Raw genomic sequence first — 23,731 nt, forward strand, 5'->3', positions numbered from 1 at the left:
CGGAAACCGACGGGCGCGCACCCACCGCCGCGCCTGTGTTAAATCCGCGACCCATGTCCACGAGCGATGTGCTGAGCGCGGCCGACCTCGAACGACTGGCCCGAGCCGAGGCGCCGGACCTGGCGGACGCGGTGCTCGCGTTCCTCGGTCAGCCCGAGCCGACCTCCGACAAGCCCCTGCCCAAGGGCGCCCTCGACTTCGACAAGCTGCTCCGCCTGCTCTCGCAGGCCCAGGAACGCGCCGACGCCAAGGACCGCCACACCGCCGCCCACGAGGCCTGGCAGCGTTACCTGGCGCAGAAGGACGTGCCCCTGCCGGCGCGCTTCGCCCTGGCGGACCTGCTCGTGTCCCTCTACGAGAAGAACACCGACGCCTCGCGCGCGGCCCTGTTCGAACTCGTCCGGCGCGCGGATCTGCGCTTCGGCCTGTGGGGCGGCCTCAAGCGCATCTACAAGCTGGCCGAGGCCCGCCATGACGCCGAGATGTTCGGCATCCTCGCGTGGCGCTTCGACACCGAGCGCGGCGCGGGCAGCCGTCGCCGCGAGGTGAGCGGCGGCACCCTCACCTACCTCCAGCGGCGCGCGTGGCGTTACCTGCGCCTGCTGGGCGCGGGCGTCCCGGAGCTGTACCCGCAGTTCGCCGTCGAGGTGCTCCGGCACTACACGCCCGAGACGCGGTGGCGCTCGAGCTGGGTGGCGAACCACGTCTGGGCCCACGCCAGCAAGAACTACGCGGCCTCCACCTTCCCCATCGAGCCGCCCAAGGACATGGTGAAGCAGCGCGCGTTCCCGGACGCGTGGAAGCGCTCGCCGGACGCGCTGATGCGACTGCTCGACACGTGCCAGGCGGACCCCGCCGCGAGCTTCGCCATCCAGGGCCTGCGCAAGGACTTCCCCGAGGCGCTGCGCAAGGTGACGCCCGCGTGGTTGGACCGGCTCGCGCGCCGGCCGCTGGGCAGCGCGCACGACTTCCTCGTGGAGACCCTCCAGGGCTCGCCCGAGTTCCACCAGGGCAAGCTGCGCGCGCTCGGCCTGCATGAGGCGGTGCTCGCGCTCCTGCTGTCACCCAGCACGCAGGCCCGCGCCTACGCCATCGAGTACGCCCGCGCGCACGCGCAGGACCTGGCGCCCGAGCGGCTCGCGGAGCTGGTGGCCAAGGGCGCCAACGACGTGAAGGCCTACGCCGCCGCCGCGCTGGAGAAGCACAACCCGCGCGAGCTGGGGCTGGAGCTGTTGGGGCGGCTGCTCATCACCAAGCCCACCGCGGCCTTCGCGGCCAAGGCGCTGGAGCAATCCTTCGACCGCGCCGAGCTGACGCACCCCTTCCTCCAGAGCCTGTTCTACGGCACCAGCGAGCAGCTCGCGTGGGCCAAGGGCTACGTATCCTCCAAGTACGCCGCGGGGGAGATGCCCGCCGCGTTCTGGAAGGACCTCATCGCCGACGCGAAGCGCTCCGCGCAGCCCGCCCAGGTGGAAGACCTGGCGATGAAGACGCTCGCGACCTACAAGCCGGCGGACATCGGTCCCGAGTGGCTGCTGGACAAGGTGGCCCACCCGCGGCTGGGACGTCAGGCCGCGCAGTGGCTCACGCGCGCGGACAGCCTGCCCGGCCTGGATGTGGAGCGGGTAAAGGCGCTCGTCTTCAGCGCCAAGCACCGCGCCACCGCGCTGGCCCTCTTGGGCAACCGCAAGTTCTTCACCCCGCGCCAGCTCACGGTGCCCTGGCTGTTGGCGCTGGCTCGGCGCGCGGACCCCACGCTGCACGACTTCGCCCACCGCTACCTGCTGGAGAACGTGGCGCCGGCGGACTTCAGCGACTCCGGCGACGCGGCCGCGGGCCTGGAGCGCCTCTTCGAGCTGGCCCTGGGCGCCAAGCAGCCCGTGCCGGCGCGCGCCTTCGCGCAGACGTACCTGCGCTGCCACCACCCCATCATCGGACCGGAGCAGCCCGAGGCGAAGTCCTACGACATCAAGCCCAAGGCGCCGCGCAAGGCGTACACGCCGGAGAAGCTGTGGCCGGCGCTGTTCGACGCGCGCGACGACGTGCGCCGCTTCGCCCTGGCCATCACCCGCGCGGAGCTGCGCGCCTGGGGCTGGCACACGCGCGTGTATGAGCTGGCCGAGTCGGACGCCAAGGAAGTGCGCAACCTCGCCTATGACGCCCTCCTGCGCGCGGGCGAGGCGGGCGCGGACGCGCGCTGCACCCTCCAGCCCGAGGAGCTGGACGCGGTGAAGGTGTTCACGCTCACCGAGTCCACCAAGCGCAGCACGCGCGAGGTGGCGGTGGAGCTCATCCGTCGGCACTACGCGCGCCTGGGCGGCGCCGAGCGGCTCGCGTGGCTCATGCAGAGCGCGGACCGCGAGGTGGGCCTCTTCGCCGTGCGGCTGCTCTGGGAGAAGCACCGGCCCATGCACCTGCCGGAGGGCTGGAAGCCCTCGGGGCCGAAGAACGCGCTGCCGGACCGCACGGGCTCGGATCGCTTCGCCAACGTGGAGGCGCTGCGCACCTTCCTGCGGCGCATGCTCTTCGGCCTGCCGCCGGGCCGCGCCAAGGAGGCCCGCGAGGGCGAGGTGCAGCGCCGCCTCTCCGCGAGCGTGGCCAAGCGCCGCGTCATCGAGCTGGTGCGCGACCTGGGCCTGGAGGACGAAGCCTTCGCGCGGGTGGTGGCGCCCGTGCTGAGCGAGTTCACCGGCTCGATTGCGAAGGGCGAGTGGCAGAGCTGCCTCGCCTCGCTGGTGCAGCTGCGCGCCGCGCACCCGGCCGCGCAGCTCGGCGGCGTCTGAGGCCGGTCGCTCGGCTTCAGCGCAGCGCGCGGATGACGCGAGCGGGGTTGCCCGCCGCGAGCACGTAGGGGGGCAGGTCCTTGGTCACCACGCTGCCCGCGCCCACCGTGGTGCCCTCGCCCACGGTGACGCCCGGGACGATGACGGTGCCCCCGCCCACCCACACCTTCGCGCCGATGCGCACGGGCCGGGTGGACTCAGGGCCTTGGATGCGAACGTCGGGGTCCAACGGGTGCGTGGCCGCGTAGACGTGCACGCCCGGGCCGAAGAAGACGTCGTCGCCGATCTCCACGTGGTTGCAGTCCAGGACGACGCACTGGAAGTTCATGTACACGCGCGCGCCCAGGTGCAGGTACGTGCCGTAGTCGCAGAAGAACGGCGGCTCGATATAGACGCCGGGCCCCACGTCTCCGAGCAGCTGCTCCAGCAGGGAGCGCCGCAGCTCGGCCGCTTCCATGTCCGTCTCGTTGTAGGCGCGCAAGAGGCGCCGTGCTCGCACCCGCGCGGCGGTCAGCTCCGGGTCGTTGCCCAGGTAGAGCTCGCCCGCCAGCATCTTCTCGCGCTCGCTCCGCGCCATGACGTGCCTTTCGCGCCGAGGGGCCTTGTGCCCTCGCCGCCACGATGGACACCGACGCGGAGGACGGCAAACAGGCCGCCCGCCTGGAGAGGCGACGGGGAGACACTCGGGCCCGGGACGCGTCCCTCGCCCTTCGATGCGGTTGCTGAAAAAAGGACGGGCCTGTACGCACCCCGCCATGGAATCCGCGGTCGCCGCGCCCGGCGCTGCTCCCGAGCCACGGGAGCTTCGTCTGTTTCAGCTCACGTGGCCCCTGTTCCTCGAGATTCTCCTCTTCATGCTGATGGGCACGGCGGACACGCTGATGCTCAGCGGCATCTCCGACGAGGCCGTGTCCGCTGTCGGCGTCGTCAATCAATACCTCTCGCTCTGCATCCTCATCATGGAGATGGTGAGCAACGGCGCCTCCGTCGTCGTCGCGCAGTACCTGGGCGCCCGCCGCAACGCCGAGGCCGCGCGCATCTCCGCGCTCGCCATCACCTTGAACCTGCTGCTCGGCGTGACGGTCAGCGCCGCGTTCCTGGTGTTCGGCAATGCCTTGCTCGCGCGGATGAACCTGGCGGGACAGGTGCTCGAATATGCCCGCACGTACCTGGGCATCGCGGGCGGCTGCATCTTCCTCCAGGCGCTCATCAACGTCTTCGCGAGCCTGCTGCGCACGTACGGCTTCACGAAGGAGTCCATGTTCGTGTCGCTGGGGATGAACGCGGTGCACATCCTCGGCAACGCGCTCCTCATCTTCGGACTGCTCGGCGCACCGAAACTCGGCGTGGCCGGCGCCGCGGTCTCCACGGTGGTGAGCCGCTCCACCGCGCTGCTCGTCTTCATCTGGATGCTGTACCGGGTGATGGACGTGAAGATGGTCGCGCGCGACTACGTGACGTTCTCGAAGGACTACATCCTCAAGATATTGAAGGTGGGCATCCCCTCGGCGGTGGAGCAGCTCACGTACCACTCGTGCCAGACGGTGTTCCTCTTCTACGTCACGTTCCTCGGGCCCACGGCGCTGGCGTCGCGCCAGTACGCGATGTCCATCTCCCAGTACGTGTTCCTCTTCAGCATCGCGGTGGGCGTGGGCACGTCCATCATCGTGGGACGGCTGGTGGGCGCGCGCCGCACGGAGGACGCGTACCGCCGCGTGCTGGAGAGCCTGAAGTGGAGCGTGGCCATCACCGTAGCGGTGGACGTGCTCGCCATCCTCTTCCGCAAGCCGCTGGTGGGGCTCTTCACGCCGCACGCAGACGTCATCGAGCTCACCTCGCGCGTCATCGTGTTGGGGCTGCTGTTGGAGACGGGGCGCTCGTTCAACCTCGTGCTGGTGAACGCGCTGCGCGCCGCCGGAGACGCGCCCTTCACCGTCTACATGGGCTTCACGTCCATGGTCTGCCTGAGCCTCTCGCTGGGCTACGTCTTCGTCTTCAAGCTGAACCTGGGGCTCGCGGGCGTGTGGCTCGCCGTGGCCGTGGACGAGTGGACGCGCGGCATCACCTTCTGGTTCCGATGGAGGAGCCGGGCCTGGCAGAGCAAGTCCCTGGTGAGCGCGGCCGATCCGGCGCCCTCGCTCGCGGCGGGCTGAGCCACGCGGCTTCAGTGCACGGTGCGGTGAGACTTCGTCCGCGCCGAGCGCTTCAGGCGCGCTTCCAGGTAGTCCTTCAGCACCACGGCGTTGTTGTGCTCGGTGTCGCGCGCGCCGTACAGCAAGGTGACGCGGCCGTGGCGCGCGGCCTCCAGCAGCGGCTCCCAGGCGTCGTGGTGCGCATCCAGCTCGCGGGTGTAGCGGCGCCGGAACTCATCCCAGCGCTCCACGTCGTGCGCGAACCACCGCCGCAGCTCCGTGCTGGGGCCCACGTCGCGAGGCCAGCCATCCAGCCGGAGGTCCGTCTTCTTGACCCCTCGCGGCCACAGCCGATCCACCAGGAAGCGAGTCCCCGTCCGAGCGTCCGCACCCTGCTCGCCATAGACACGCTGGACTTGAATCATCGTCGCCATCCCCCGAGGGGACATGCTGCCCACGCGCGGCACACGTGGGGAGCCGCGAGGGGGACGCTCCAGTCAGGCGCCTCGCCCCGAGGACGCGAACCGCCCGTCCCGCGAGAGGTGCTCACGCGAGACGGGCAACGTAGCGAACGCGGACCGGGGTCACCGCTCAGAGCAGCAGGGCGGAGCTCATGGCCGGCACGGCGAGGCCGTACAGCGACACCGAGCCGCGCTCGTCCAGGTTGGTCAGCGTCATGTCCGAGGACAGGACCCCGTTGCACCACTGGTAATGCATCACGCTGGACGGGTCATACGGCGTCAACGAGCGCCAGTTCGAGTTCTCGAAGCACGTGCCCGACGCGGGGTTGGTGTGCTCATGCCGGAAGCCGAGGATGTGGCCCAGCTCGTGGCGCAGCACGCCCTCGGTCGTCATGTTCGGTGCAATCGTCTGCCAGTTCGGATTGGTGTCGAAGTCGTCGTAGTTGATGACCAGCGTGCGAGCCACGCAGGCGTCGCCGTTCGGGAAGAAGGAGCAGGCCCCGTCGGAGTTCCACGGCACCACCGCGAACATCACGTTGAAGTTGCTGCCGGTGCAGGAGCCATCCTGCGTCGGGTCATCGATGAACGCGACGTTGGCCAGTCGCGCCCACGAGGAGGCCGCCGCGTGCATCTCCTGCCGCACCCGCGCCTGCCGCGAGCCGAACGCGGTGCTCACGCAGTAGCTCAAGTGCGTCACCGTCGGGTCTCGCCACAGGTCATCCACGCCGTTCACCTGGTTGACCATCAGCGATTGTCCCGTCGAGCCGGTGTCCGTGCCCGCGACCTGCTGGTCGTAGTACGCGCGCAGCGCCTCGAGGGAGGCGAGCGGACGGTCCCACTCGACGACGTAGATGTCTCGGCCGTCCACGTGCTTGGTGCTGCGCGCGAGGAAGTCCTCCCAGCTCGGCGCATGGGACGTGGACAGCGTGGGCGGGGTGGGCTCGGCGGGGTCTGCTCCACCACACCCGGCGAGCGCTCCCAGCAACGCCAGGGACGCCAGCCCGCGCCAGGGCGGTCTGAATTGTCGTGTCATCATGATGGCGTCACCTGGGACATCACATCTCGACCAGGATCATCTTGATGTAACAGGTGCCGCTCACGCCCTCGTAGGCGATCTTCATGTTGCGACGCGCGAGCCCACCCGTGAGGATGGTCTTCGAGAGCTGGTCGAACAACGGGTGGGTCTGCGAGATGACCAGTCCGTCGTTGCCGGCGCACTGATTCACGCCATTGCCATCCGGATAGTTCGTGATGCGCGTGCCCGCGCTGTTCTCGAACCACACGACGATGTCACCGGTGTTCGAGACGCGGTACTGGTCCACGAAGCCCCAGACCTGCCAGACGTAGTAGTTGCTGGAGGGGGTGGCGTGACCGATGCCCGGCAGGAGGGCCGAGAGGGCGAGCGCGGCACCCAGGACGTACTTCTGGAACAGCGTCTTCTTCGAGCTCTGCATGGCGAAAGCCTTCCGTTGTTGGTGGATGTGAGTCACCCAGTCCAACGAGAGAGGCCGGGAATCTTCCCGAGCCCCCCGCGCCACGCGTCCTTTCCACCTTCCGCTCCCCGTGGGGCTCGCCTACGCTCCTGCCGCGCTCGACCGCGGAAGCACCCCGCGCGGTCGCTCCGGAAAGACACCATGGCCAACCTCGCCATCGGCAACATCGAGAAGGTTCGTGCACTGGCGGCCAACGCCCGCTTGCTCCTCGTGGGCGGCGCTCGCGCGTCCACCGACAGCCGGCTCATCGCCTACGAGCCCGGCACCAACAAGGTGGTGTGGAGCACGGAGCTGCCCTCGGCGGTGCTCGCGCTGGCGCTCCTGGGCGAGCGTTGGTTCGCGGGTGGCGCGGACGGCACCGTCGTCTTCGGCTCGCTGTCCGACGGCAAGGTGCAGTTCCAGCTCCACGGCGCGCACGCGGGCGGTTGCACCGCGGTGGCCGCGAGCCCGGATGGAAAGCTCCTCGCCACGGCCGGCGTGGACGGCATCGTGCGCGTGTGGGAGGTCGAGTCCACCCGCAAGGTGAAGGAGTGGCGGGCCTCGTCGCAGCCGCTGCGCGCGGTGGCGGTGGACCCCTCGAACACGTACGTGGCCTGCGCGGGTGATGACGGCGTGGTGCGCGCCTTCACCCTGGCCACGGACGCGCGGCGCGACATGCCGGGCCATGAGGGCGGCGTGCGCGCCCTGGCCTTCACGCCTCGCGACGGGCGCCTGGTGTCCGGCGGCGACGACGGCAAGCTGCGCCTCTGGTACCTGGTGGGCGCGGTGGAGTTCGAGGTCCGCGGCGACAAGGACAGCGGCCACGCGGGCTCGGTGCTCGCGCTGCTGTTCCCGCCCACGCCCACCGCCGAGGCGGGTGAAGAGGCCTCGGACCGGGTGTGGTCCGCGGGCAGCGACGGCAAGCTCAAGGTCTGGCGCCTGGATGAGCGCCGCAAGCCGCGCACCTTCGACGTGAGCAGCAAGCCCGTGACGGCCCTCGCCTTCTCGCAGCCGCCCGCCAACTCGCGGCTGGCCAAGCTGGCGCAGGGGCACGTCTTCGCGGGCGGCGATGACCGCAAGGTGGCCCGCTACACGGTGGGCCTGGATGGCAAGCCCACCGACGAGACCGTGACGTACGCGCACGGCTTCGACCTGCTCGCCGAGGCCCCGAAGGGAGGCCGCTCCAAGCGCGAGGCCGCGGTGCGTGAGGCCACCGCGCTGGAGGAGCCCGAGGCGCTGGAGTTCGTCCTGGGGCTCTTGACCTCGGACAACGAGCCCGAGGTGCGCAAGCTGGCCGCGCTGGAGCTGGCCGCGCGAGGCCGCGCCGGGGCTCGCCCCAAGCTGCGCGAGCGACTCAACGACAATCAGCCCGCGGTGCGGCTGGCCGCGCTGGAGGCCCTGGAGAAGCTGGAGACGGAGTCCGTGCTGGGCGCGCCGCGCGCGGCCTTGGACTCGCGCTTCTCGGAGATCCGCACCCTGGGCCTGCGCCGGCTGGCGAAGCTCGGCGGCGCGTCTCCGCTGGTGCCGGGGCTCGTCGCGGGCCGGCTCGCGGACTCGGAGCCCTCGGTGGGGCTGGCGGCGCTGGACGCGCTCGTCGCCGTCTCTCCGTCGGACAGCCTGGAGCCGCTGAAGACGGCCTTCGAGCGGGGCCCCTCGCCCCTCAAGGTGGAGGTGCTCATCCGCGCCGCGGGTGGCGGACTCCTGAGTCACCCGCAGCTCCAGCCGCTGGTGGCGCGCGCGCTGGATGACGCGGACGCGGATGTGCGGCGCGTGGCCTTCACGGTGCGGGCGCTGGAGCGCCGTCCGCTGGCCGCGGCGCTGGAGTCGCGCGATGAGGACTTCGCGCGCGCGGTGCGTGACGTGGCGCGGATGCTGGCCCTGCGCGCCAAGCGCAACGCCGGGGACGCGGACGCGAAGTTCACCACCGAGGCCGAGGTCACCGCCTCGCGAGACGCGCTGCTCGCGGGTGCCCCGACGCAGGGCGCGCTCGCGGAGCCGGACCTCGAGCCGCTGCTCGCCTCCATGGCCTGCCGCACTCCGGACACCGCGCTGCGGGGTGCTCGCGGTCTGGCGCAGGTGGGCGATGCCCGCGCGCTGGGTGCGCTGCTCCAGCTGTCGCGCGAAGGCGACGCATTCATCCGTCGGCAGGCGGCCTCCTCGCTCCAGGCACTGCAGGATCCGCGCGCTCGCGAGCGCCTGGTGTGGATGCTGGACGACACCGACGCGGACGTGCGCGCGGCGGCACTGGACGCGGTGGTGACGCTCGACGTGGAGGCGCCGCTGTCCGCCGCCGAGGCCGCGCTGCGCTCGGGCCACGAGGACGTGCGCGTGCGCGGCCTGGACCGGCTGGTGAAGCTGGGTGCCCAGGCCCAGGGCGCGGAGCCGCTGCTCGGCAACGCGCTGGAGGACGAGTCCGGCAAGGTGCGCGGCGAGGCCTTCCGCACGCTGTGGGCGTGGAACGAGAAGGAGCCCCAGAAGGCGCTGGACCGCGCGCTCACGGGTCGCTTCCCGGACCTGCGCCAGCGCGCCGTGGAGGTGCTCACCGAGCGCGGCGCCGAGAACTGGGCCCTGGAGCGGCTGCGCAAGTCCGTGGAGGACCGCGACGCCACCGTGGCCACCGCCGCCTACGAGTCGTGGGTGAAGCTCGCCGGCAAGGAGAAGCCCGAGCCGCATCTGGCCGCGCTGACGAGCACCCACGCCTCGCTGCGCGCGCTGGCGGCGAAGAACGCCGCGCAGGCGTCCGCCGAGCCCCTGCGCTCGCCGCTGCTGAAGCTGGTGCAGGACGAGCGCGTGGACGTGGCCATCGCCGCGCTGGAGTCGCTGGACAAGCTGATCCCGAGCGAGAACGGGCCGCTGCTGGCCGGGCTCGTGGCGGCGGAGCTGCCGGTGCGCGTGCGGGCCGCGGAGCTGCTGTCCCCGCGCGGCGCCGAGGACATCATCGAGCCGATGCGCGGGTTCATCACCGACAAGGACCTGGAGCGCATCTACCCGCCTGGGTTGCTCAACCCGCTGCGCGTGCGCGCGGCGCGAGCGCTGGCCTCGCTGGGCTCGCGGCGCCTGTTGGGCTTCTTCGCCACCACGCTCATCCCGCATGAGCTGGGCGACCTCCAGGAGCAGGGCGCGCGCGGCCTCGCCACCGCGAGCCGTCGCGGCGACGAGGGGTTCCTGCTGGATGCGCTCGGCCACGCCAACGTGGCGGTGCGTTCATGGGGCGCGGACGGCCTGTCGCGCCTGGGCGATGCGCGCGCGCTGCCGGTGCTCACCGGCAACCTGCGCCATGAGCACCTGCCCATCCGGCTGGGCGCCATCCTCTCCTTCGCGGCGCTGGGGTCCGAGGGCGATGGCGGCCTCCTGCACGGCTTGGAGGACTCCGCGCGCGAGGTGCAGGAGATGGTGTTCGCCATCGTCCTCGCCCGTGACCTGCGCGCCACGCGCCGTGGCGAGCCGCCCGACCTGCTCACCAGCGCGCTGTCCGGAGGCCGTCCCGACGTGCGCTACGCCGCCGCCCGCGCGCTGGAGCTGCGCACGGAGCCGGACGCGTACCGCGCGCACCTGGTGGACGTGCTGTTGCCGCCGCGCCCGGAGAAGGTGGGCGACATGAAGGACTGGCCCTCGGAGGAGGACCGCGCCAAGCGCGTGGTGGGACTCGCCGAGGCCCTCTCCAGCGACCAGCCCGAGCAGCGCTACGCGGCGGCCCAGGTGCTGCTGCTGCGCAACAAGCCGCTCGACTACTTCCGCGAGGCGCAGAAGGTCGCGCGGCCTCGCACGCTGGACGCCCCGTGGAAGCCGGAGACGGCGCCCGGCGCCAGCACCGTGCAGACGGGACAGACGGGCGGCGGCAAGAGCTGGCTGCGCCGCCTCTTCTCCGCGGTGAAGCCTGGCGCGGCGGAGCCCTCGGCCGAGGCCACCGTCGCCGCCGAGCGGCAGCACCTGCGCCGGCTCGCCTTCGGCGCGTACGTGGGCCTCTTGCGGCAGGTGGTCGCGGGGGATGACGAGGGGCACCGCGTGCGCCGCGATGCGGTGGACCGCGTGGTGAAGCTCACCCAGGAAGGCTACGCGGGCACGCCGGCCGCGGTGGCCGCGCTGCTGCGCGCGCTGGAGGATCCGCACCAGCTCGTGCGCAAGGCCGCGCTCGCGGGCATCAAGGAGCTGTTCCCCGCCGGCAGCGATGAGCCGCTGGCGCTGGCCTTGGCCTCGCTGTCGCCGGACGTGGCGCGCGCCGCGCTGGACGAGCTGGCCGAGCGCGGCGACGCGGCCCGGCCCCGAGTGGCCGCCGCGCTCAACTCGCCGCTCGCGGACGTGCGCAAGTACGCGTTCGAGCTCTTGGAGAAGCTCAGCCCGGCGGGCAGCCTGGAGCCGCTGCTGGCGGCGCTGAGCAGCGAGCACGCCGACCTGCGCGTGGGCGTCATCGAGCGACTGGCGGGCGCCAACGACGCGCGCGTCACCGAGGCGCTCGGCCGCGCGATGGCCAGCGAGCACGAGGACCTCCGGCTGCGCGCCGCCGAGCTGCTCGCGTGGCGAAGCGATGACCGCGCCGTGGAGGTGCTGGGCGCCTTCCTGCGCGCCGAGGCCGCGCCGCTGGTGAAGCGCGCGGTGGAGGGACTGGCGCGGTTGGCCACCCCCGCCGCCGTGGCCGCGCTGGGTGCGCGCCTGTCCGTCGCCACGGACGCCAACGAGCGCACCAACCTGGTGAAGGCCCTGGGACGCACGCATCGGGTCGAGGCGCTGGACCTGCTCGCGCGCCGCAGCGTGGACGACGAGGCCCCCGCCGTGCGCCTCGCCTGCGTGGCGGCCGCCATGAAGGTGGCGGGCACGGACCGCGAGAAGACGAAGGACCGCGAGGCGACGAAGCGAGACCCCGAGCTGGCCGTGCGCTTCCTGCGCGTGGCGGTGAAGAGCCTGGACGTGGAGGTGCGCAAGGCCGCCGCCGTCGAGTTGCAGATGGGCAAGGAGGCGGGCCAGGACGCGCTGCTGGTGGGCCTGTTCAACGACCGCGACGCCACCGTGCGCGCGGAGGCCGTGGCGCGCTACTCGAAGCGGGTCATCCACCAGGGCTCGCCGGTGGAGCCGCTGGAGGAGGTCCTGCGCGCCGGCGACCGGCTGGTGATGCTGCCCGCCGCCGAGGGCGTGGCACACAAGGGCCGCGTCAGCGCGCTGCGTCCCCTGCTGCTGTACGCGCGCGCCGGAGAGCCGGGCGACCGGGAGCGGGCGCTGATCGCGCTGGGCACGCTGGGTGACGCGCGCGCCCTCGCGGAGCTGGAGACGGTGGCCGCGGGCGGCACGCCGGAGGCTCCGGCCGAGCCCTCCATGATGGTGGCCGCCATCGAGGGCCTGGGGCGCCTCGCGGGCCGACTGCCCGAAGGCGAGGAGCGCCGCCGGGTCGAGGAGAAGGTCGAGGCCGCCGCGTTGGAGGGCCAGACCGAGGAGATGCAGCGCGCGGGCGTGTGCGGTCTGCGCGCCATCGGCGGCGAGCGCGCCCGGGTGAAGCTGGAGGCCCTGCTGGCGGACGACGGCACGGACGTGGATGTGCGCGTCACGGTGGCCGAGCAGCTCGGGAAGATGGGAGACCTCGCCGCGGAGGCCGCGCTGGCCGCCGCGCTCGATGACGATGAGGACGAGCTGCGCGAGGCGGCCCGCAAGGCGCTGGACGTGCTCTTCCCGCAGGAGCGCACGCGGGTGGAGTTCCTCGCGGTGGCCAGCAAGTACACGGACATCTCCGAGCCGGCCGCGGCCTACCTCTCCGGCGAGGGAGACCCCGCGCTTCTGGTGCCCCGCCTGGCCACCCTGGACAACGCGACGTTGCGGCTGCGGCTGCGCCGAGGCCTCGCGCGACGTGGCGCCCTGCCCATTCCCGAGCTGACCGCGCTCCTGGGCCACGACAAGGCGCAGGCCCGCGAGGAGGCCGCGTGGCTGGTGGGCACCTGGACCGGAGAGACGCGCCCGGCTGGCACGGTGGACACCTCCGCGCTGGCGAAGACGCTGCTCACCACCGAGCGCCGCACCGCCACCGAGTGGGCGGCCACGCCCGCGCCCAAGCGCGCCCCGGTGGCCTCCGCGTGGGAGCGCGTGCTGTGGGCGGCGTCTCGGCTGGGTGTGCGGGAGCTGGTCGGCCCCGCGAGCGCGCTGCTGCGCTCGGGCGAGTCCGTGGCGCCGGCGAACGTGCGACAGGAAGCCGCGCGCGCGCTGGGTCGGCTGGGGGCCGTGAAGGAGCTGGACGCCGTGCGCGCCGCCCTCTCCGACCCCGACGCGCGAGTGCGCGCGGCGGCAGCGGACACGCTGGCGAGGCTCGCGCCCGAGCAGGCGGCGGCGTGGGCGCTGGAAGTGAAGCCCTTCGACCCGGTGGCCCTCGGCCCCACGGGCGCGAAGGTGGCCGCGGAGGCGCTGGCCACGGACGAGGCCCGCCGGCTCGCGCTGCCTGCGCTGCTCGGCGCCAAGCAGACGGAAACCCTGCGCCCGCTCGCGGCCAACGCGAAGCCCGAGGTCCGCCAGGACGCCTGGGCCGCGCTGGGTCGCGTGGGTGGAGACGCGGCGACGGAGCTGCTGCACACCGCCGCCTTCGACAAGTCGCAATCGGTGGAGCTGCGCAAGGCCGCATGGCGCGCCCACAAACGTGCACGCCGTGCCAATGAGCGCGTCCGGAAGGAAGGAACCCCGTCGTGAGCACCGCCACCCCTCGCCATCCCGTCGCGCTCCGCTACGCCACCGCGAGCGACGTGGACGCCACCTCGGACTCCTCGCGCGTGCTGCTGGCCCTGGAGGGCTCGCGCGGTACGGTGGGCCTGCGCGGCCGAGTCCGTGACGCCGCCCTCTTCCGCGACGCGCTGAGCGCCGCCTTCGGCGTCCTCGCCAGCGACCTGCGCTACCGGGGCAAGGACCGGACCGCGTACCTCGCCTACCTGATGAAGCAGGGCAAGCGCGCCACCGCCCAGATTTGGGAGGCGCAGAAGGCCTTCCTCGACAGCGCGCTGGACGGCGAGGAGAAGAAGGACGCGGTGCTGGACCCCGTGCTCACGGTGGATCCAGACCAGGTGTCCCTGGAGGTGTTCTCCCGCGATGAGAGCGCCTACGCCCGGCTCGCCTTCGACAACGCCCTCTTCGAGGGGCGCGAGGCCGCGCACGGCTCCACCTTCCTGGACGTCCCCGGGGACCTCTTGACCAAGGTGGACCGGCTGCGTGCCTATGTCCCCGTGTCGCTGGAGGCCCACGTCGCGCTGCCCGTGCGCGGCGAGGCCCGAGCCCCGCGCAACGTCGACGTCCCGCACGCGTGGCTGCGCGGCTTCCTCCAGGTGCAGTCCGCGGCGACGCTGCCGGCCACCACCTGCGAGCTGGCGCCCATCGACCTCTACAACCTGATGGTCGCGCTGCGCACCCGCAAGGCCAAGAAGGCCCCGCGCGCGCTGCGCTTCGAGCTGGTGCCCGGCGCGCCCCCGCGCCTCGTGCTGGAGCCGTGGGAGCTGGTGCTGGAGTGCCACGGCGGCAAGTACACGGGCACGTCCCCCGCCGTGGTGCGCACCTTCGGCCGTCAGCGCCTCATGGCGCTGGCCCGCCTGCTGCCGCACGCGAAGTCGGTGAAGGTGCAGCTCATGGGCCCGGGCCTGCCGGTGTTCTGGGTCATCGACCTGGGCATGGCCACGCTGACGCTCGGCCTGACGGGCTGGACGGAGAGCGGCTGGTCCAGCGCGGCCGCCTTCGATGTCCTCATGCCTCGCGCGGTGCCGGACGGGCTGGCGGAGAAGCTGCGCAACCGCCTGCGCGCGGAAGGGCCGCTGCCCTTCGACACACTGGCCGCTACCGCGGGCTCGCCCCGAGACGCCGTGCGCGCCGCGCTCCAGTTGGAGTGCCTGCGCGGGCGCGTCCTCTTCGACGTGGCCGGCAACAAGTACCGGCCGCGCGAGCTGATGCCCACGCCCGTGGACGAGGCCACCATCCGCTTCGGCAATGAGCTGGAAGCGCGCGCCCACCGCCTGCTCGGCGACGGCGGCCCCGGCGCGGGCGAGGTGAAGCTCACCAAGGTGCATGAGCTGGTGGGCGAAGGCACCCGCATCCACGGCGAGGTCGTGGACCGCGAGGCCGTGCGCAGCTTCTTCCCCAGCTTCACGCTGGACCTGGAGAGCCGGCTGCGCGACGCGAGCTGCGGCTGCCCGCACTTCCGCCGCTCGGCCCTGCGCGAGGGCCCCTGCGAGCACCTCCTGGCCCTGCGTCTGGCTTATGGCCGCCGCCGCGCCGAGGAAGAGGCGCTGCGCCAGACGCCCGAGGGGCGCCAGCTCATCCGCGCCGAGACGCGACAGTACGTGCGCCGCGACCCGGTCAGCGGACTGGAGCAGGTGTACCGCGTGTCCCTGGATGGGAAGCTGGTGGGGCTGGAGTGGGGCCCGCGCTCGGGCGATGCCCGGCACCAGCGGCTCTGGTTCGACTCGGATTCCGAGGCGCGCACCGCGTATTTCGCGCGCCTGGAGCAATTGATGGCCGACGGCTACATCGACGCGGCCTCGGCCTTGGTGTAAACCTCTCAACAACGGCCCGGCCGCCGACGGGGCGGCTGGAAGGATGGGTGCGACGGACGAAATAGTGAACGCGAGCAGCCGAGAGAGGTCCGGAGCGCATCAGCCTTAGCGCCTCGAGCGCAGGAGCGGCGTTGCGCCGCTCTGGTTGAAATGCAGGACACTCTCCGCAAGGTAGCCTGTTCTTGGCTCTCTCCCTCCTAGGCACTGCGGCCGGGGCGGGAAGCGGAGTCAACGACGCGACCGCCGTTTTCCCGCCCCGGCCGCAGTGCCTAGGAGGGGAGAGCCGGTGAGGCTACCGTGCCCCAGGTGAGATGGTGGTGCTTTCCCGGCCTCCCTCGACTGCTCGCGCAACGTCCGCCGCCCCACCTCACGCCGCCGCGCCCGTCCCTGGTGTCGCAATGACCGCGAAGCTTGAGTCCTTCGTCCCCGCCGCTCCACCGCAGGCCATCGCCACCCCGACTCCCGTCGCGCCCACCGCGAAGGCGTTGGTCCAGCGCGAAGCGCGCCAGGCCGCCCAGGCCGCGGTGCTCGCCCGCTGGAAGGCCATCACCGAGGCCGGCGGCCAGGACGAGTGGGTGCACCAGCAGCTCGTCGCCCGAGGCGCGCTGGCCGAGGAGGTCGACTTCTCTTCGTTGAAGGAGAAGGAGAAGACGGCCTGGAAGGAGAAGAAGAAGGCCGAGGCCACCGAGCGGCGCGCGCTGAAGCAACTGGCCTACGAAGCCTGGAAGGCCACGCACATTGGCCACCTGGGCGCGGGCATCCACTGGAACGAGGAGGGCGGCGCGGACGCGTTCGACATCCCCCACCGCGAGGAGCGGGCCAAGGCCAACGGGCTGCCCGAGTTCACCTCGGCGGAGGACGTGGCCAAGGCGCTGGGCCTCGGCGTGTCCAAGCTGCGCTGGTTTGCCTTCCACCGCGAGGTGGACACCGCCACGCATTACACGAGCTGGCGGATCCCCAAGCGGGACGGCAGCTCGCGCACCATCACCTCGCCCAAGACGGAGCTGAAGGCCGCCCAGCGTTGGGTGCTCTCCAACATCGTCGAGCGGCTGCCCGTGCACGGCGCCGCGCACGGCTTCGTGGCGGGCCGCTCCATCCTCACCAACGCGCTGGCGCACCGAGGCGCGGACGTGGTGGTGAAGGTGGACGTGAAGGACTTCTTCCCGTCCGTGACGTGGCCTCGCGTGAAGGGCCTGCTGCGCAAGGGCGGGCTGCCCGAGAACATCGCCACGCTGCTCGCGCTCCTCGCCACCGAGGCCCCGCGCGAAGCCGTGAGCTTCCGCGGCAAGACGCTCTACGTGGCGCAGGGTCCGCGCGCGCTGCCGCAGGGGGCGCCCACCTCACCGGGCATCACCAACGCGCTGTGCCTGCGCTTGGACAAGCGGCTGTCCGCGCTCTCCCGCAAGCTGAACTTCGTCTACACGCGCTACGCGGATGACCTGACCTTCTCGTGGACGAAGGCCAAGGCGCCCAAGGCCCGGCGGGCGCAGGGCGCTCCGGTGGCGGTGTTGCTCGCGCGCGTGCAGGAAGTGGTGGAGGCTGAGGGCTTCCGCCTGCATCCGGACAAGACGCGCGTGGCCCGCAAGGGCAGCCGTCAGCGCGTCACCGGGCTCGTGGTGAACGATGCCGGCCCGAAGGTCCCCGCCGCGCGCGTCCCGCGAGACGTGGTGCGCCGCCTGCGCGCCGCCTTGCACAACCGTGAGCAGGGCAAGCCGGGCAAGGAAGGCGAGTCACTGGAGCAGCTCCAGGGCATGGCCGCCTTCATCCACATGACGGACCCGGCCAAGGGCCGCGCCTTCATGGAGCGGCTGGAGAAGCTGGCCGCGCGAACGACGACGACGGCGGCGTAGTCACGTCGCCAAGGCCGGAGCCTCCAGCTCCGGCAACGTCCGGCTCGCCCACGCCACCTGGCTGTATTCCCAATCACAGCCATCCTTCGTGAGCGGGACACTGAGTCCCAAGACACACGTGACAATCAATGCCACGGGCACCAGCCCCCGGGCACGCAGCAGAGGCGGATGATTCGCCGGGTCCAGACGGAGTCGAACAACTCGGCCGATGGGCATGACTGTCGACCGTAGCACTGGCACCTCAATGCATTGAGGGCGGGTGTCACGAACCCAAGAGTTGTCACGAATGAACACGCCCACGGGATGACGGTTCGACCCGCCTCGGGCGCGATGGTCCACGTGGCCTCTCGCGGAGAGAGTGTGGCCATGCCCCCATCCCCCCTGATGCGTGTTCCGATTCACGGCACGGCCCTGTGCCTCGCGCTCGTCTTCGTCGCGTGCAGTGGCTCGAAGGAGCCTCCGCATCCCTCCACGTCGGTCCCCATCTCGGAGGCACGCAAGCGCGACAACGGCACGGAGGTCACCATCGAAGGCACCGTCACGGTTCCGCCTGGCGCCTTCACGTCCGCGCTCGGTGATGAGGGCTTCGCTCTCCAGGATGCATCCGGCGGCATCTACGTGAAGATGTCACTGCAACAGACCTTCCACCTGGGCGCGAACGTGCGCGTCACCGGCACGCTCGACGAGCAGAACCAGCTGCGCATCCTTCGCGCGGATCCAACCTCCGTGCAGCTCCTCGAAGGCTCGCAGCAAGCCTCGGCCAAGAGCGTGGACACGGGCAGCGTCAACGAGTCCGTCGAGGGACAGTTCATCCGAATCAGCGGCGCGGTGACACAGGGCTTCCAGAACGACGAGCCCTATGGCTACAGGTTCGCCCTCAACGACGGCACGGGCGAGGTCCAGGTGTTCGCTCACGTCTCCGCGGGATTCGACAAGGCCTCACTGCAAGCCCTCACCGTGGGACAGCGCCTCTCCGTCGTCGGGCTCGCGGCACAGTACGAGGCCGCCTACCACGTCGCGCCGCGACAGCCCTCGGACCTGGGCCCACCGTGAGCTGATACGCGGTGTGAATATCGCGCCCTCGGGGTCGTCATCGGGAGGCTGCCCACCCTCCTACCCGAGGAGCACCCCGTGCGCGCCGTCTCTCTCCATGCGCGGTCCAGCCTCCTGCTGGCCGCGACCCTCCTTCCCCTGGTCACCCAGGCGGAGTCCCCCGAGTCCGACAATCCCTCCGCGCCAGTCGAGTCCGAGGCAGGCCATGGACTCTCGGAGCCCGCCCCACAGCTCGCATCGGACGACAATGAGAGGACTCACGCGCGGGAAGTCTTTGATGAGGAGCGCCCCACCCATCGTGGCAGGACCAAGCTCGATGTCGGCTTCGCCGCGGGCTTCAACAGTCCCTCGGGCATCGTCGGCGGCGAGCTTGAGTTTCGAGCCATCCCCCAGCTGGGTTTGAACCTGGGCGCGGGCATCGGCGCGTGGGGCACGCGCATCAGCCCATCGCTTCGGCTGTACCCACTGGGGGAAGTGGGCGCGAGTCCATTCTTCGAAGCGGGCGCGAGCTTCAACCTCGGGACCGAGGCGTACTCGGAAGAGCATCCTGGGAACCGGAACTACGCGGAGCTGCTGATGACCCCTGCGGCCATCGGGAGCTTCGGCCTTCGCGCCGCGCTCGGGACCAAGGTGTACCTCACGTCGCGAGTGGGCTGGGCCTGGAGACTGCGTGAGGACAACTACCGGATGCGCGATGGCAGCCGCCCCGATGCCTTCACCGAGGACGTCATCGACCTGCTCCAGCACGGCGGATTCCTCACCAGCCTGACGCTCGGCTTCGCGTTCTACTGAGCAGCTTCTGCGCCTCCGCGTGGCTTGCGTGCCTCGGCGGAAACCATTACCTACCGGCCAGTAACTAACTGGCCCATGCCCCGTCCCCGCCGCGTCCTCGACGAGCAGATTCGCGCCACCGCCCGCGAGGTCTTCCTGGAGAAGGGACCGTCCGCGCCGCTGCAGCTCATCGCGCGGCGACTCGGCATCTCGCAGGCCGCGCTGTTGCACCGCGTGGGCACCAAGGAAGCGCTGATGCTGCTGGCGCTCCGCCCCGAGACGCCCTCGGCAGCGGCCCTGCTCGCGCGTGAACCAGCCCGGGCCGGCGACCTGGAGGAGCAGCTCGTCGCCGCGCTGCTGCACCACCGCGACTTCCTCCGAGGACTCATCCCCAACCTCTTCGTGCTGCGCTGCTCCCCGCTCGGGGTCGAGCGCGCGATGCACGCCACGCCACCGCCTCCCGTCGCGCTGCGTCGGCGCCTCGCGTCCTGGCTCGCCCGCGCGCGACGAGACGGACTCACGCCCGTGGACAATCCCAAACACGTGGCCGAAGCGCTCTGCGGCACCGTCGAGGCTCGCTGCTTCAACGCGCACGTGGGAGGCGCTCGCTATACCCCAGGCGATGACGAAGCCATCCTGCGCGAGTTGGTGCGCCTGCTCGTCCCTGTTCGCCGCGCTCCGCGCCCCCTGAAACGGAAAGCCGCATGACGACCGCTGTCGAGCCACGTCAGCCACCCCACGGCCCTGGGCTCGTGTTGCTTCTGGGCGCGCTGACCGCCTTCGCGCCGCTGTCCATCGACATGTACCTGCCCGCGTTCCCGGCCATCGCGCAGGACCTGGGCGCGAGCGCGGGCGCGGTGGAGCGCACGCTCGCGACGTTCTTCGCGGGCCTCGCGCTCGGGCAGCTCGTGACGGGGCCGCTCACGGATCGCTTCGGACGCACGCGCCCGCTCTACCTGGGACTTGCCCTCTATGTGCTGGGCTCGGTGGGCTGTGCGCTCTCGCCCTCGGCCAACGTGCTCGCGGCGTGGCGCTTCGCTCAGGCGCTCGGGGGTTCGGTGGGCATCGTCACCGCGCGCGCCATCGTGCGCGACCTGCACTCCGGCGCGGCGGCGGCGCGGATGATGTCGAGGCTGGTGCTCGTCATGGGCGTGGCGCCCATCCTCGCGCCCCTGTTTGGCGGTTGGGTGCTGCATGCCTTTGGCTGGCGGTTCATCTTCTGGAGCCTCGCCACGGTGGGCGCCGTCGCCCTGCTCGCGGTCATTCTGTCCCTGCCGGAGACCGCGCCGGCCCAGCGCGATTCCGGACTGCCCTTCACGCGCATGCTCGGGCTGCTGCGCGCACCGGACTTCCTCGGGCATGCGCTCACGGTGGCGCTCGCGCAGGCGGGAATGTTCGCGTACATCGGCGGCTCGCCGTTTGTCTTCATCACGCTCCACGGCATCCCGCCCGAGAAGTTCGGCTGGTTCTTCGGGAGCAACGCTGCGGGACTGGTGGCCACTTCGCAGCTCAATCACTTGCTGCTCTCGCGTGCGTCACCGAGTCGCGTGTTGTCGCTCGCCGTTCGCTTCGCCGCGGGCGCGGGCCTGCTCCTCGTGGCCGCCGCGCTCACCGGTGTCGGCGGGGTGTGGGGCATCGCCGTCTCGCTGTTCCTCTTCGTGTCCAGCCTGGGCGCGGTGGTCCCCAACGCGACCGCACTGGCCCTGGAGCACCACGCGAAGCAGGCGGGCGTGGCCTCCGCGATGCTCGGTGCGCTCCAGTTCACGCTGGCGGCCGGAGCATCCACCGTGGTGAGCGCGAGCCACGAAGGAACCGCGCGACCCATGGCCTTCACCGTGGCCGCCGCGGGGCTGCTCGCCTGCGTCGCCCTCGCGTTCGCGCAACGTGGCACGACCGCAACCGCCACGCACTGAACCGCGACGCGACTTCAAGGGGCACGAGGCTCGCGCACTGAACCGCGTCGCGACCTCAAGGGGCACGGGGCTCGCGCCTGAAACGCCATCGTCCCGCGGCGCCTCGCGGGAAGGACTTCACCTCACGCCCCGCCGGCCTGGCGGCGCTACCGCGCGGCCTCGGCGGGCGGCACGGGAGGTAGGAGCGCGGCGTCGAAGAACGCGCGCAGCCGGCGCGGATACTCGTGAGGCTCGGTGGTCTGGAATCCCCCGTGCGACGCACCTGGGATGCGCCACGTCTGGGCATACGGCGCCACCTGCGCGAACAGTTCATCCAAGAGCGGCTGACCTGACTCCTCTGTCCCCGCGACGATAAGGAGCGGGCGAGGCCGGATGTGCTCGACCGATGCCTGGGTCCGCACCTCCTCCAGCGCAATGCCGCGCCGCCAGAAGGGCATCAGCGCCCCCGACTCCGTCACCACCCCGAAGCGGCGAAAGTCATACGCGGCGGCCAGCCGCAACGTGTTGAACGGCGACAACAACACCACCGCCGCCACACCCGTGTCCCGCGCCGCGACCTCCGCCACCGCCGCGGAGCCGATGGAGAACCCGAGCGCTCCCACTCGCGCGGGCTCCACGTCGGGACGCCCTCGCACGTAGGCCAGCGCGGCGCGGATGTCCCTCCGCTCCAGGTCGCCCCAGGTGGAGAACGCTCCCGCGCTCTCGCCATGGGCCCGCAGGTCGAACAGCAGCACGCCGTAGCCCGCGTCTCGCAGCACCCGCGCCTCGGGCAGCAGGTCCGCGCGCGTCTGGGAGAGGCCGTGCGCCAGCACCACCGCCGCGTGGTTTCGCGAGGGGAGGTACCAACCTCGCAGCTCCAGTCCATCCTCGGTCCGCAGCTGGATGTCCTCGGCCTCGGCCAGGTCCGCTGGGCGCACGGCCGTGGGCCTTGGGTAGTGGAAGTACTGCTCGGAGCGCATCATCGCGCGGACGAAGAGCGCCCCCGCGCCCAGCACGCCTGCCGTCAGCACGCTGCCCAGCACAACCCACCACTTCCTCGCCATGGTCTCGCGCCCCCTCGGGCCTGCCGCTCACCCGCGCCGCGAGTCTCCCAGAAAGCCTGGGGTCGTCCAGGCCCTCCCTTGGTGGAAGCCTCGGCGCCGAATAGGCTCGCATGTCACTTCGAGCCGCGCAGCGCCCGGCTGCGTGAGGGACGAGACCTGCGTGGGTGCAGCCAAGACGACGTTCGATGCGGTGGTGGTGGGGTCGGGGGCGTGTGGCGGCTGGGCCGCGAAGCAACTCACCGAAGCGGGGCTCCGAGTCCTCGTGCTCGAAGCAGGACGCGGCCCCCGCGAAGACAAGGTGCTGCGCGTCCTGCATCGGATCCGCCAGAAGCTGGGCTATCGCGTGGAGTCGGATGCGAAGCGGCTCGGCCGGCAACCCATTCAGTCCACCACCTTCGCGTGGCCCTTCCATCCCCACGCCTTCGTGGACGACGTCGACAATCCCTACACCACGCCCGAGTCCCAGCCGTTCGCCTGGATTCGCGCGCGACAGGTGGGCGGTCGCACCTCGGTGGCGAGCCACGGCCGGCAGTTCTACCGGCTGTCGGATCATGACTTCAAAGCAGGCAGCCGCGACGGCCACGGACCCGACTGGCCCTTGAACCTCGCGGAGCTCGCGCCACACTACGAAGTCGTCGAGCGATGGATGGGCATTCGCGGCAACTCCGACGGCCTCGACAGCCTCCCCGACTCGCACTACGCCGCGCCGGTTCCGCTCACGGCCGGAGAGCAGCGCGTGAAGGCGCGCATCGAGCGCCGCTGGCCCGAGCGCCGGGTCATCGCACGCAGGACCGCCGCCGCGCCCTCCACCCTCCCCGCCGCGCTTGGCACGGGCCGCCTCACGCTGCGCACCCACGCGGTGGTGAGTCAGGTGTTGCATGACGCGAAGCTCGGCCGCGCGAGTGGCGTCGTCTTCACGGACGCGCGCACCGGACGCACCGAGGAGGTGCACGCGCGCGTCGTGGTGCTGGCCGCCGGCACCATCGAGTCCACGCGCCTGCTCTTGCACTCGCGCAGCCGCGAGTTCCCCGAGGGACTCGCCAACTCGTCCGGCCAGCTCGGCCGCAACCTGATGGACCACACATACATGCTGGGCACCGAGGCCCGCATGTCATTGTCCCCCGGCGAGCAGCAGACCGAGCAGAGCTGGGCGTACATTCCTCGCTTCCGAAACCTCGCGCGGCAGGAGTCAGACTTCGCGCGCGGCTACGGCGTGCAGATGTTCACCTTCGCGGACCAGGTCCACCTCGTCCCCTTCGGCGAGATGCTGCCTCGCCCGGACAACCGCGTGACGCTCAGCTCCACGGTGAAGGACCGCTGGGGAATCCCCGCCGCGCATATCGAATGCCAGCACTCGGACAACGAGAAGCGCATGGCCGAAGACGCCGTCGCCGCGTGTCTGGAAATGCTCGGGGAAGCGGGCTGCACGGTGGAGCGCGTGGGGCGCACGCTGTCCAAGCCGGGCATGGCCATCCACGAAGTCGGCACGGCGCGCATGGGGACCGACGCGAAGACGTCCGTCCTCAATGCGCACAATCAGAGCTGGGACGTGCCCAACCTGTTCGTCATGGACGGCGCGTGCTTCCCCTCGCAGGGCGCGCAGAACCCCACGTTGACCATGATGGCGCTCGCGGTGCGCGCCAGCGAGCACGTGGTCCGCGAGCTGAAGGCCGGCCGCCTCTGACTCGACCTCCGCGCCCCAGCTGGATGGGGCGCGGATGAGCGGTCGCGCCCGTGGATCCACATGTC

At 71.5% G+C, this 23,731-nt stretch carries 15 protein-coding genes; 10 read left to right on the forward strand and 5 right to left on the reverse strand.

Features of this window, described 5'->3' with window-relative positions; translation table 11 throughout:
• Positions 1-53 precede the first annotated feature (53 nt).
• A complete protein-coding gene (locus tag JGU66_07745; protein ID MBJ6760653.1) occupies positions 54-2,783 on the forward strand; it encodes a hypothetical protein in 2,730 nt (909 codons plus the stop codon).
• 16 nt (positions 2,784-2,799) lie between these two features.
• On the opposite strand, the gene JGU66_07750 is transcribed toward JGU66_07745, so the two are convergent.
• On the reverse strand, positions 2,800-3,360 hold the full coding sequence (locus JGU66_07750; protein ID MBJ6760654.1) for a sugar O-acetyltransferase: 561 nt from the start codon (positions 3,358-3,360) through the stop codon (positions 2,800-2,802).
• Between the two features lie 178 nt (positions 3,361-3,538).
• On the opposite strand from JGU66_07750, the gene JGU66_07755 reads away from it, so the two are divergent.
• Positions 3,539-4,936, forward strand: coding sequence for an MATE family efflux transporter (locus JGU66_07755; GenBank protein MBJ6760655.1), 1,398 nt, complete (start codon positions 3,539-3,541; stop codon positions 4,934-4,936).
• Between the two features lie 11 nt (positions 4,937-4,947).
• On the opposite strand, the gene JGU66_07760 is transcribed toward JGU66_07755, so the two are convergent.
• The 3 genes from JGU66_07760 to JGU66_07770 form a co-directional block, all read right to left on the reverse strand.
• Positions 4,948-5,340 (reverse strand): DUF488 family protein, encoded by a 393-nt coding sequence (locus JGU66_07760; protein ID MBJ6760656.1) that lies wholly within the window; start codon positions 5,338-5,340, stop codon positions 4,948-4,950.
• A gap of 166 nt (positions 5,341-5,506) precedes the next feature.
• Positions 5,507-6,412: a hypothetical protein gene (locus JGU66_07765; GenBank protein ID MBJ6760657.1), complete on the reverse strand. Its 906-nt coding sequence runs from the start codon at positions 6,410-6,412 to the stop codon at positions 5,507-5,509.
• A 19-nt stretch (positions 6,413-6,431) separates the two neighbouring features.
• Positions 6,432-6,830: a hypothetical protein gene (locus JGU66_07770; protein ID MBJ6760658.1), complete on the reverse strand. Its 399-nt coding sequence runs from the start codon at positions 6,828-6,830 to the stop codon at positions 6,432-6,434.
• A gap of 180 nt (positions 6,831-7,010) precedes the next feature.
• Between JGU66_07770 and JGU66_07775 the strand changes: the two genes are divergently transcribed.
• From JGU66_07775 to JGU66_07805, 7 genes are all read left to right on the forward strand, one after another.
• Positions 7,011-13,508, forward strand: coding sequence for a HEAT repeat domain-containing protein (locus JGU66_07775; protein ID MBJ6760659.1), 6,498 nt, complete (start codon positions 7,011-7,013; stop codon positions 13,506-13,508).
• A complete protein-coding gene (locus JGU66_07780; protein MBJ6760660.1) occupies positions 13,505-15,352 on the forward strand; it encodes an SWIM zinc finger family protein in 1,848 nt (615 codons plus the stop codon). Before JGU66_07775 ends, JGU66_07780 begins: the two co-directional genes overlap by 4 nt.
• 398 nt (positions 15,353-15,750) lie before the next feature.
• A complete protein-coding gene (locus tag JGU66_07785) occupies positions 15,751-17,202 on the forward strand; it encodes an RNA-directed DNA polymerase (GenBank protein ID MBJ6760661.1) in 1,452 nt (483 codons plus the stop codon).
• Positions 17,203-17,568: 366 nt separating this feature from the next.
• Complete coding sequence (locus tag JGU66_07790; GenBank protein MBJ6760662.1) at positions 17,569-18,255, forward strand: DNA-binding protein; 687 nt, start codon at positions 17,569-17,571, stop codon at positions 18,253-18,255.
• Positions 18,256-18,333: 78 nt separating this feature from the next.
• A complete protein-coding gene (locus JGU66_07795) occupies positions 18,334-19,047 on the forward strand; it encodes a hypothetical protein (GenBank protein MBJ6760663.1) in 714 nt (237 codons plus the stop codon).
• A 75-nt stretch (positions 19,048-19,122) separates the two neighbouring features.
• Positions 19,123-19,734 (forward strand): TetR/AcrR family transcriptional regulator, encoded by a 612-nt coding sequence (locus JGU66_07800; GenBank protein MBJ6760664.1) that lies wholly within the window; start codon positions 19,123-19,125, stop codon positions 19,732-19,734.
• A complete protein-coding gene (locus JGU66_07805; protein ID MBJ6760665.1) occupies positions 19,731-20,939 on the forward strand; it encodes a multidrug effflux MFS transporter in 1,209 nt (402 codons plus the stop codon). Before JGU66_07800 ends, JGU66_07805 begins: the two co-directional genes overlap by 4 nt.
• A gap of 146 nt (positions 20,940-21,085) precedes the next feature.
• Here JGU66_07805 and JGU66_07810 read toward each other — a convergent pair whose 3' ends face one another.
• Positions 21,086-21,982, reverse strand: a complete 897-nt coding sequence (locus JGU66_07810) for an alpha/beta fold hydrolase (GenBank protein MBJ6760666.1) — start codon at positions 21,980-21,982, stop codon at positions 21,086-21,088.
• Between the two features lie 160 nt (positions 21,983-22,142).
• Between JGU66_07810 and JGU66_07815 the strand changes: the two genes are divergently transcribed.
• Positions 22,143-23,666, forward strand: a complete 1,524-nt coding sequence (locus tag JGU66_07815; protein MBJ6760667.1) for a GMC family oxidoreductase — start codon at positions 22,143-22,145, stop codon at positions 23,664-23,666.
• Positions 23,667-23,731 lie beyond the last annotated feature (65 nt).

The sequence above is a fragment of the Myxococcaceae bacterium JPH2 genome (assembly GCA_016458225.1).
Classification (GTDB): domain Bacteria; phylum Myxococcota; class Myxococcia; order Myxococcales; family Myxococcaceae; genus Citreicoccus.

Bases quoted from the DNA above. Each gene is read 5' to 3' on its own strand.
- JGU66_07745 (MBJ6760653.1), top strand. From the start codon at position 54: ATGTCCACGAGCGATGTGCTGAGCGCGGCCGACCTCGAACGACTGGCC.
- JGU66_07750 (MBJ6760654.1), bottom strand. From the start codon at position 3,360: ATGGCGCGGAGCGAGCGCGAGAAGATGCTGGCGGGCGAGCTCTACCTG.
- JGU66_07755 (MBJ6760655.1), top strand. From the start codon at position 3,539: ATGGAATCCGCGGTCGCCGCGCCCGGCGCTGCTCCCGAGCCACGGGAG.
- JGU66_07760 (MBJ6760656.1), bottom strand. From the start codon at position 5,340: ATGATTCAAGTCCAGCGTGTCTATGGCGAGCAGGGTGCGGACGCTCGG.
- JGU66_07765 (MBJ6760657.1), bottom strand. From the start codon at position 6,412: ATGATGACACGACAATTCAGACCGCCCTGGCGCGGGCTGGCGTCCCTG.
- JGU66_07770 (MBJ6760658.1), bottom strand. From the start codon at position 6,830: ATGCAGAGCTCGAAGAAGACGCTGTTCCAGAAGTACGTCCTGGGTGCC.
- JGU66_07775 (MBJ6760659.1), top strand. From the start codon at position 7,011: ATGGCCAACCTCGCCATCGGCAACATCGAGAAGGTTCGTGCACTGGCG.
- JGU66_07785 (MBJ6760661.1), top strand. From the start codon at position 15,751: ATGACCGCGAAGCTTGAGTCCTTCGTCCCCGCCGCTCCACCGCAGGCC.
- JGU66_07790 (MBJ6760662.1), top strand. From the start codon at position 17,569: ATGCCCCCATCCCCCCTGATGCGTGTTCCGATTCACGGCACGGCCCTG.
- JGU66_07800 (MBJ6760664.1), top strand. From the start codon at position 19,123: ATGCCCCGTCCCCGCCGCGTCCTCGACGAGCAGATTCGCGCCACCGCC.
- JGU66_07805 (MBJ6760665.1), top strand. From the start codon at position 19,731: ATGACGACCGCTGTCGAGCCACGTCAGCCACCCCACGGCCCTGGGCTC.
- JGU66_07810 (MBJ6760666.1), bottom strand. From the start codon at position 21,982: ATGGCGAGGAAGTGGTGGGTTGTGCTGGGCAGCGTGCTGACGGCAGGC.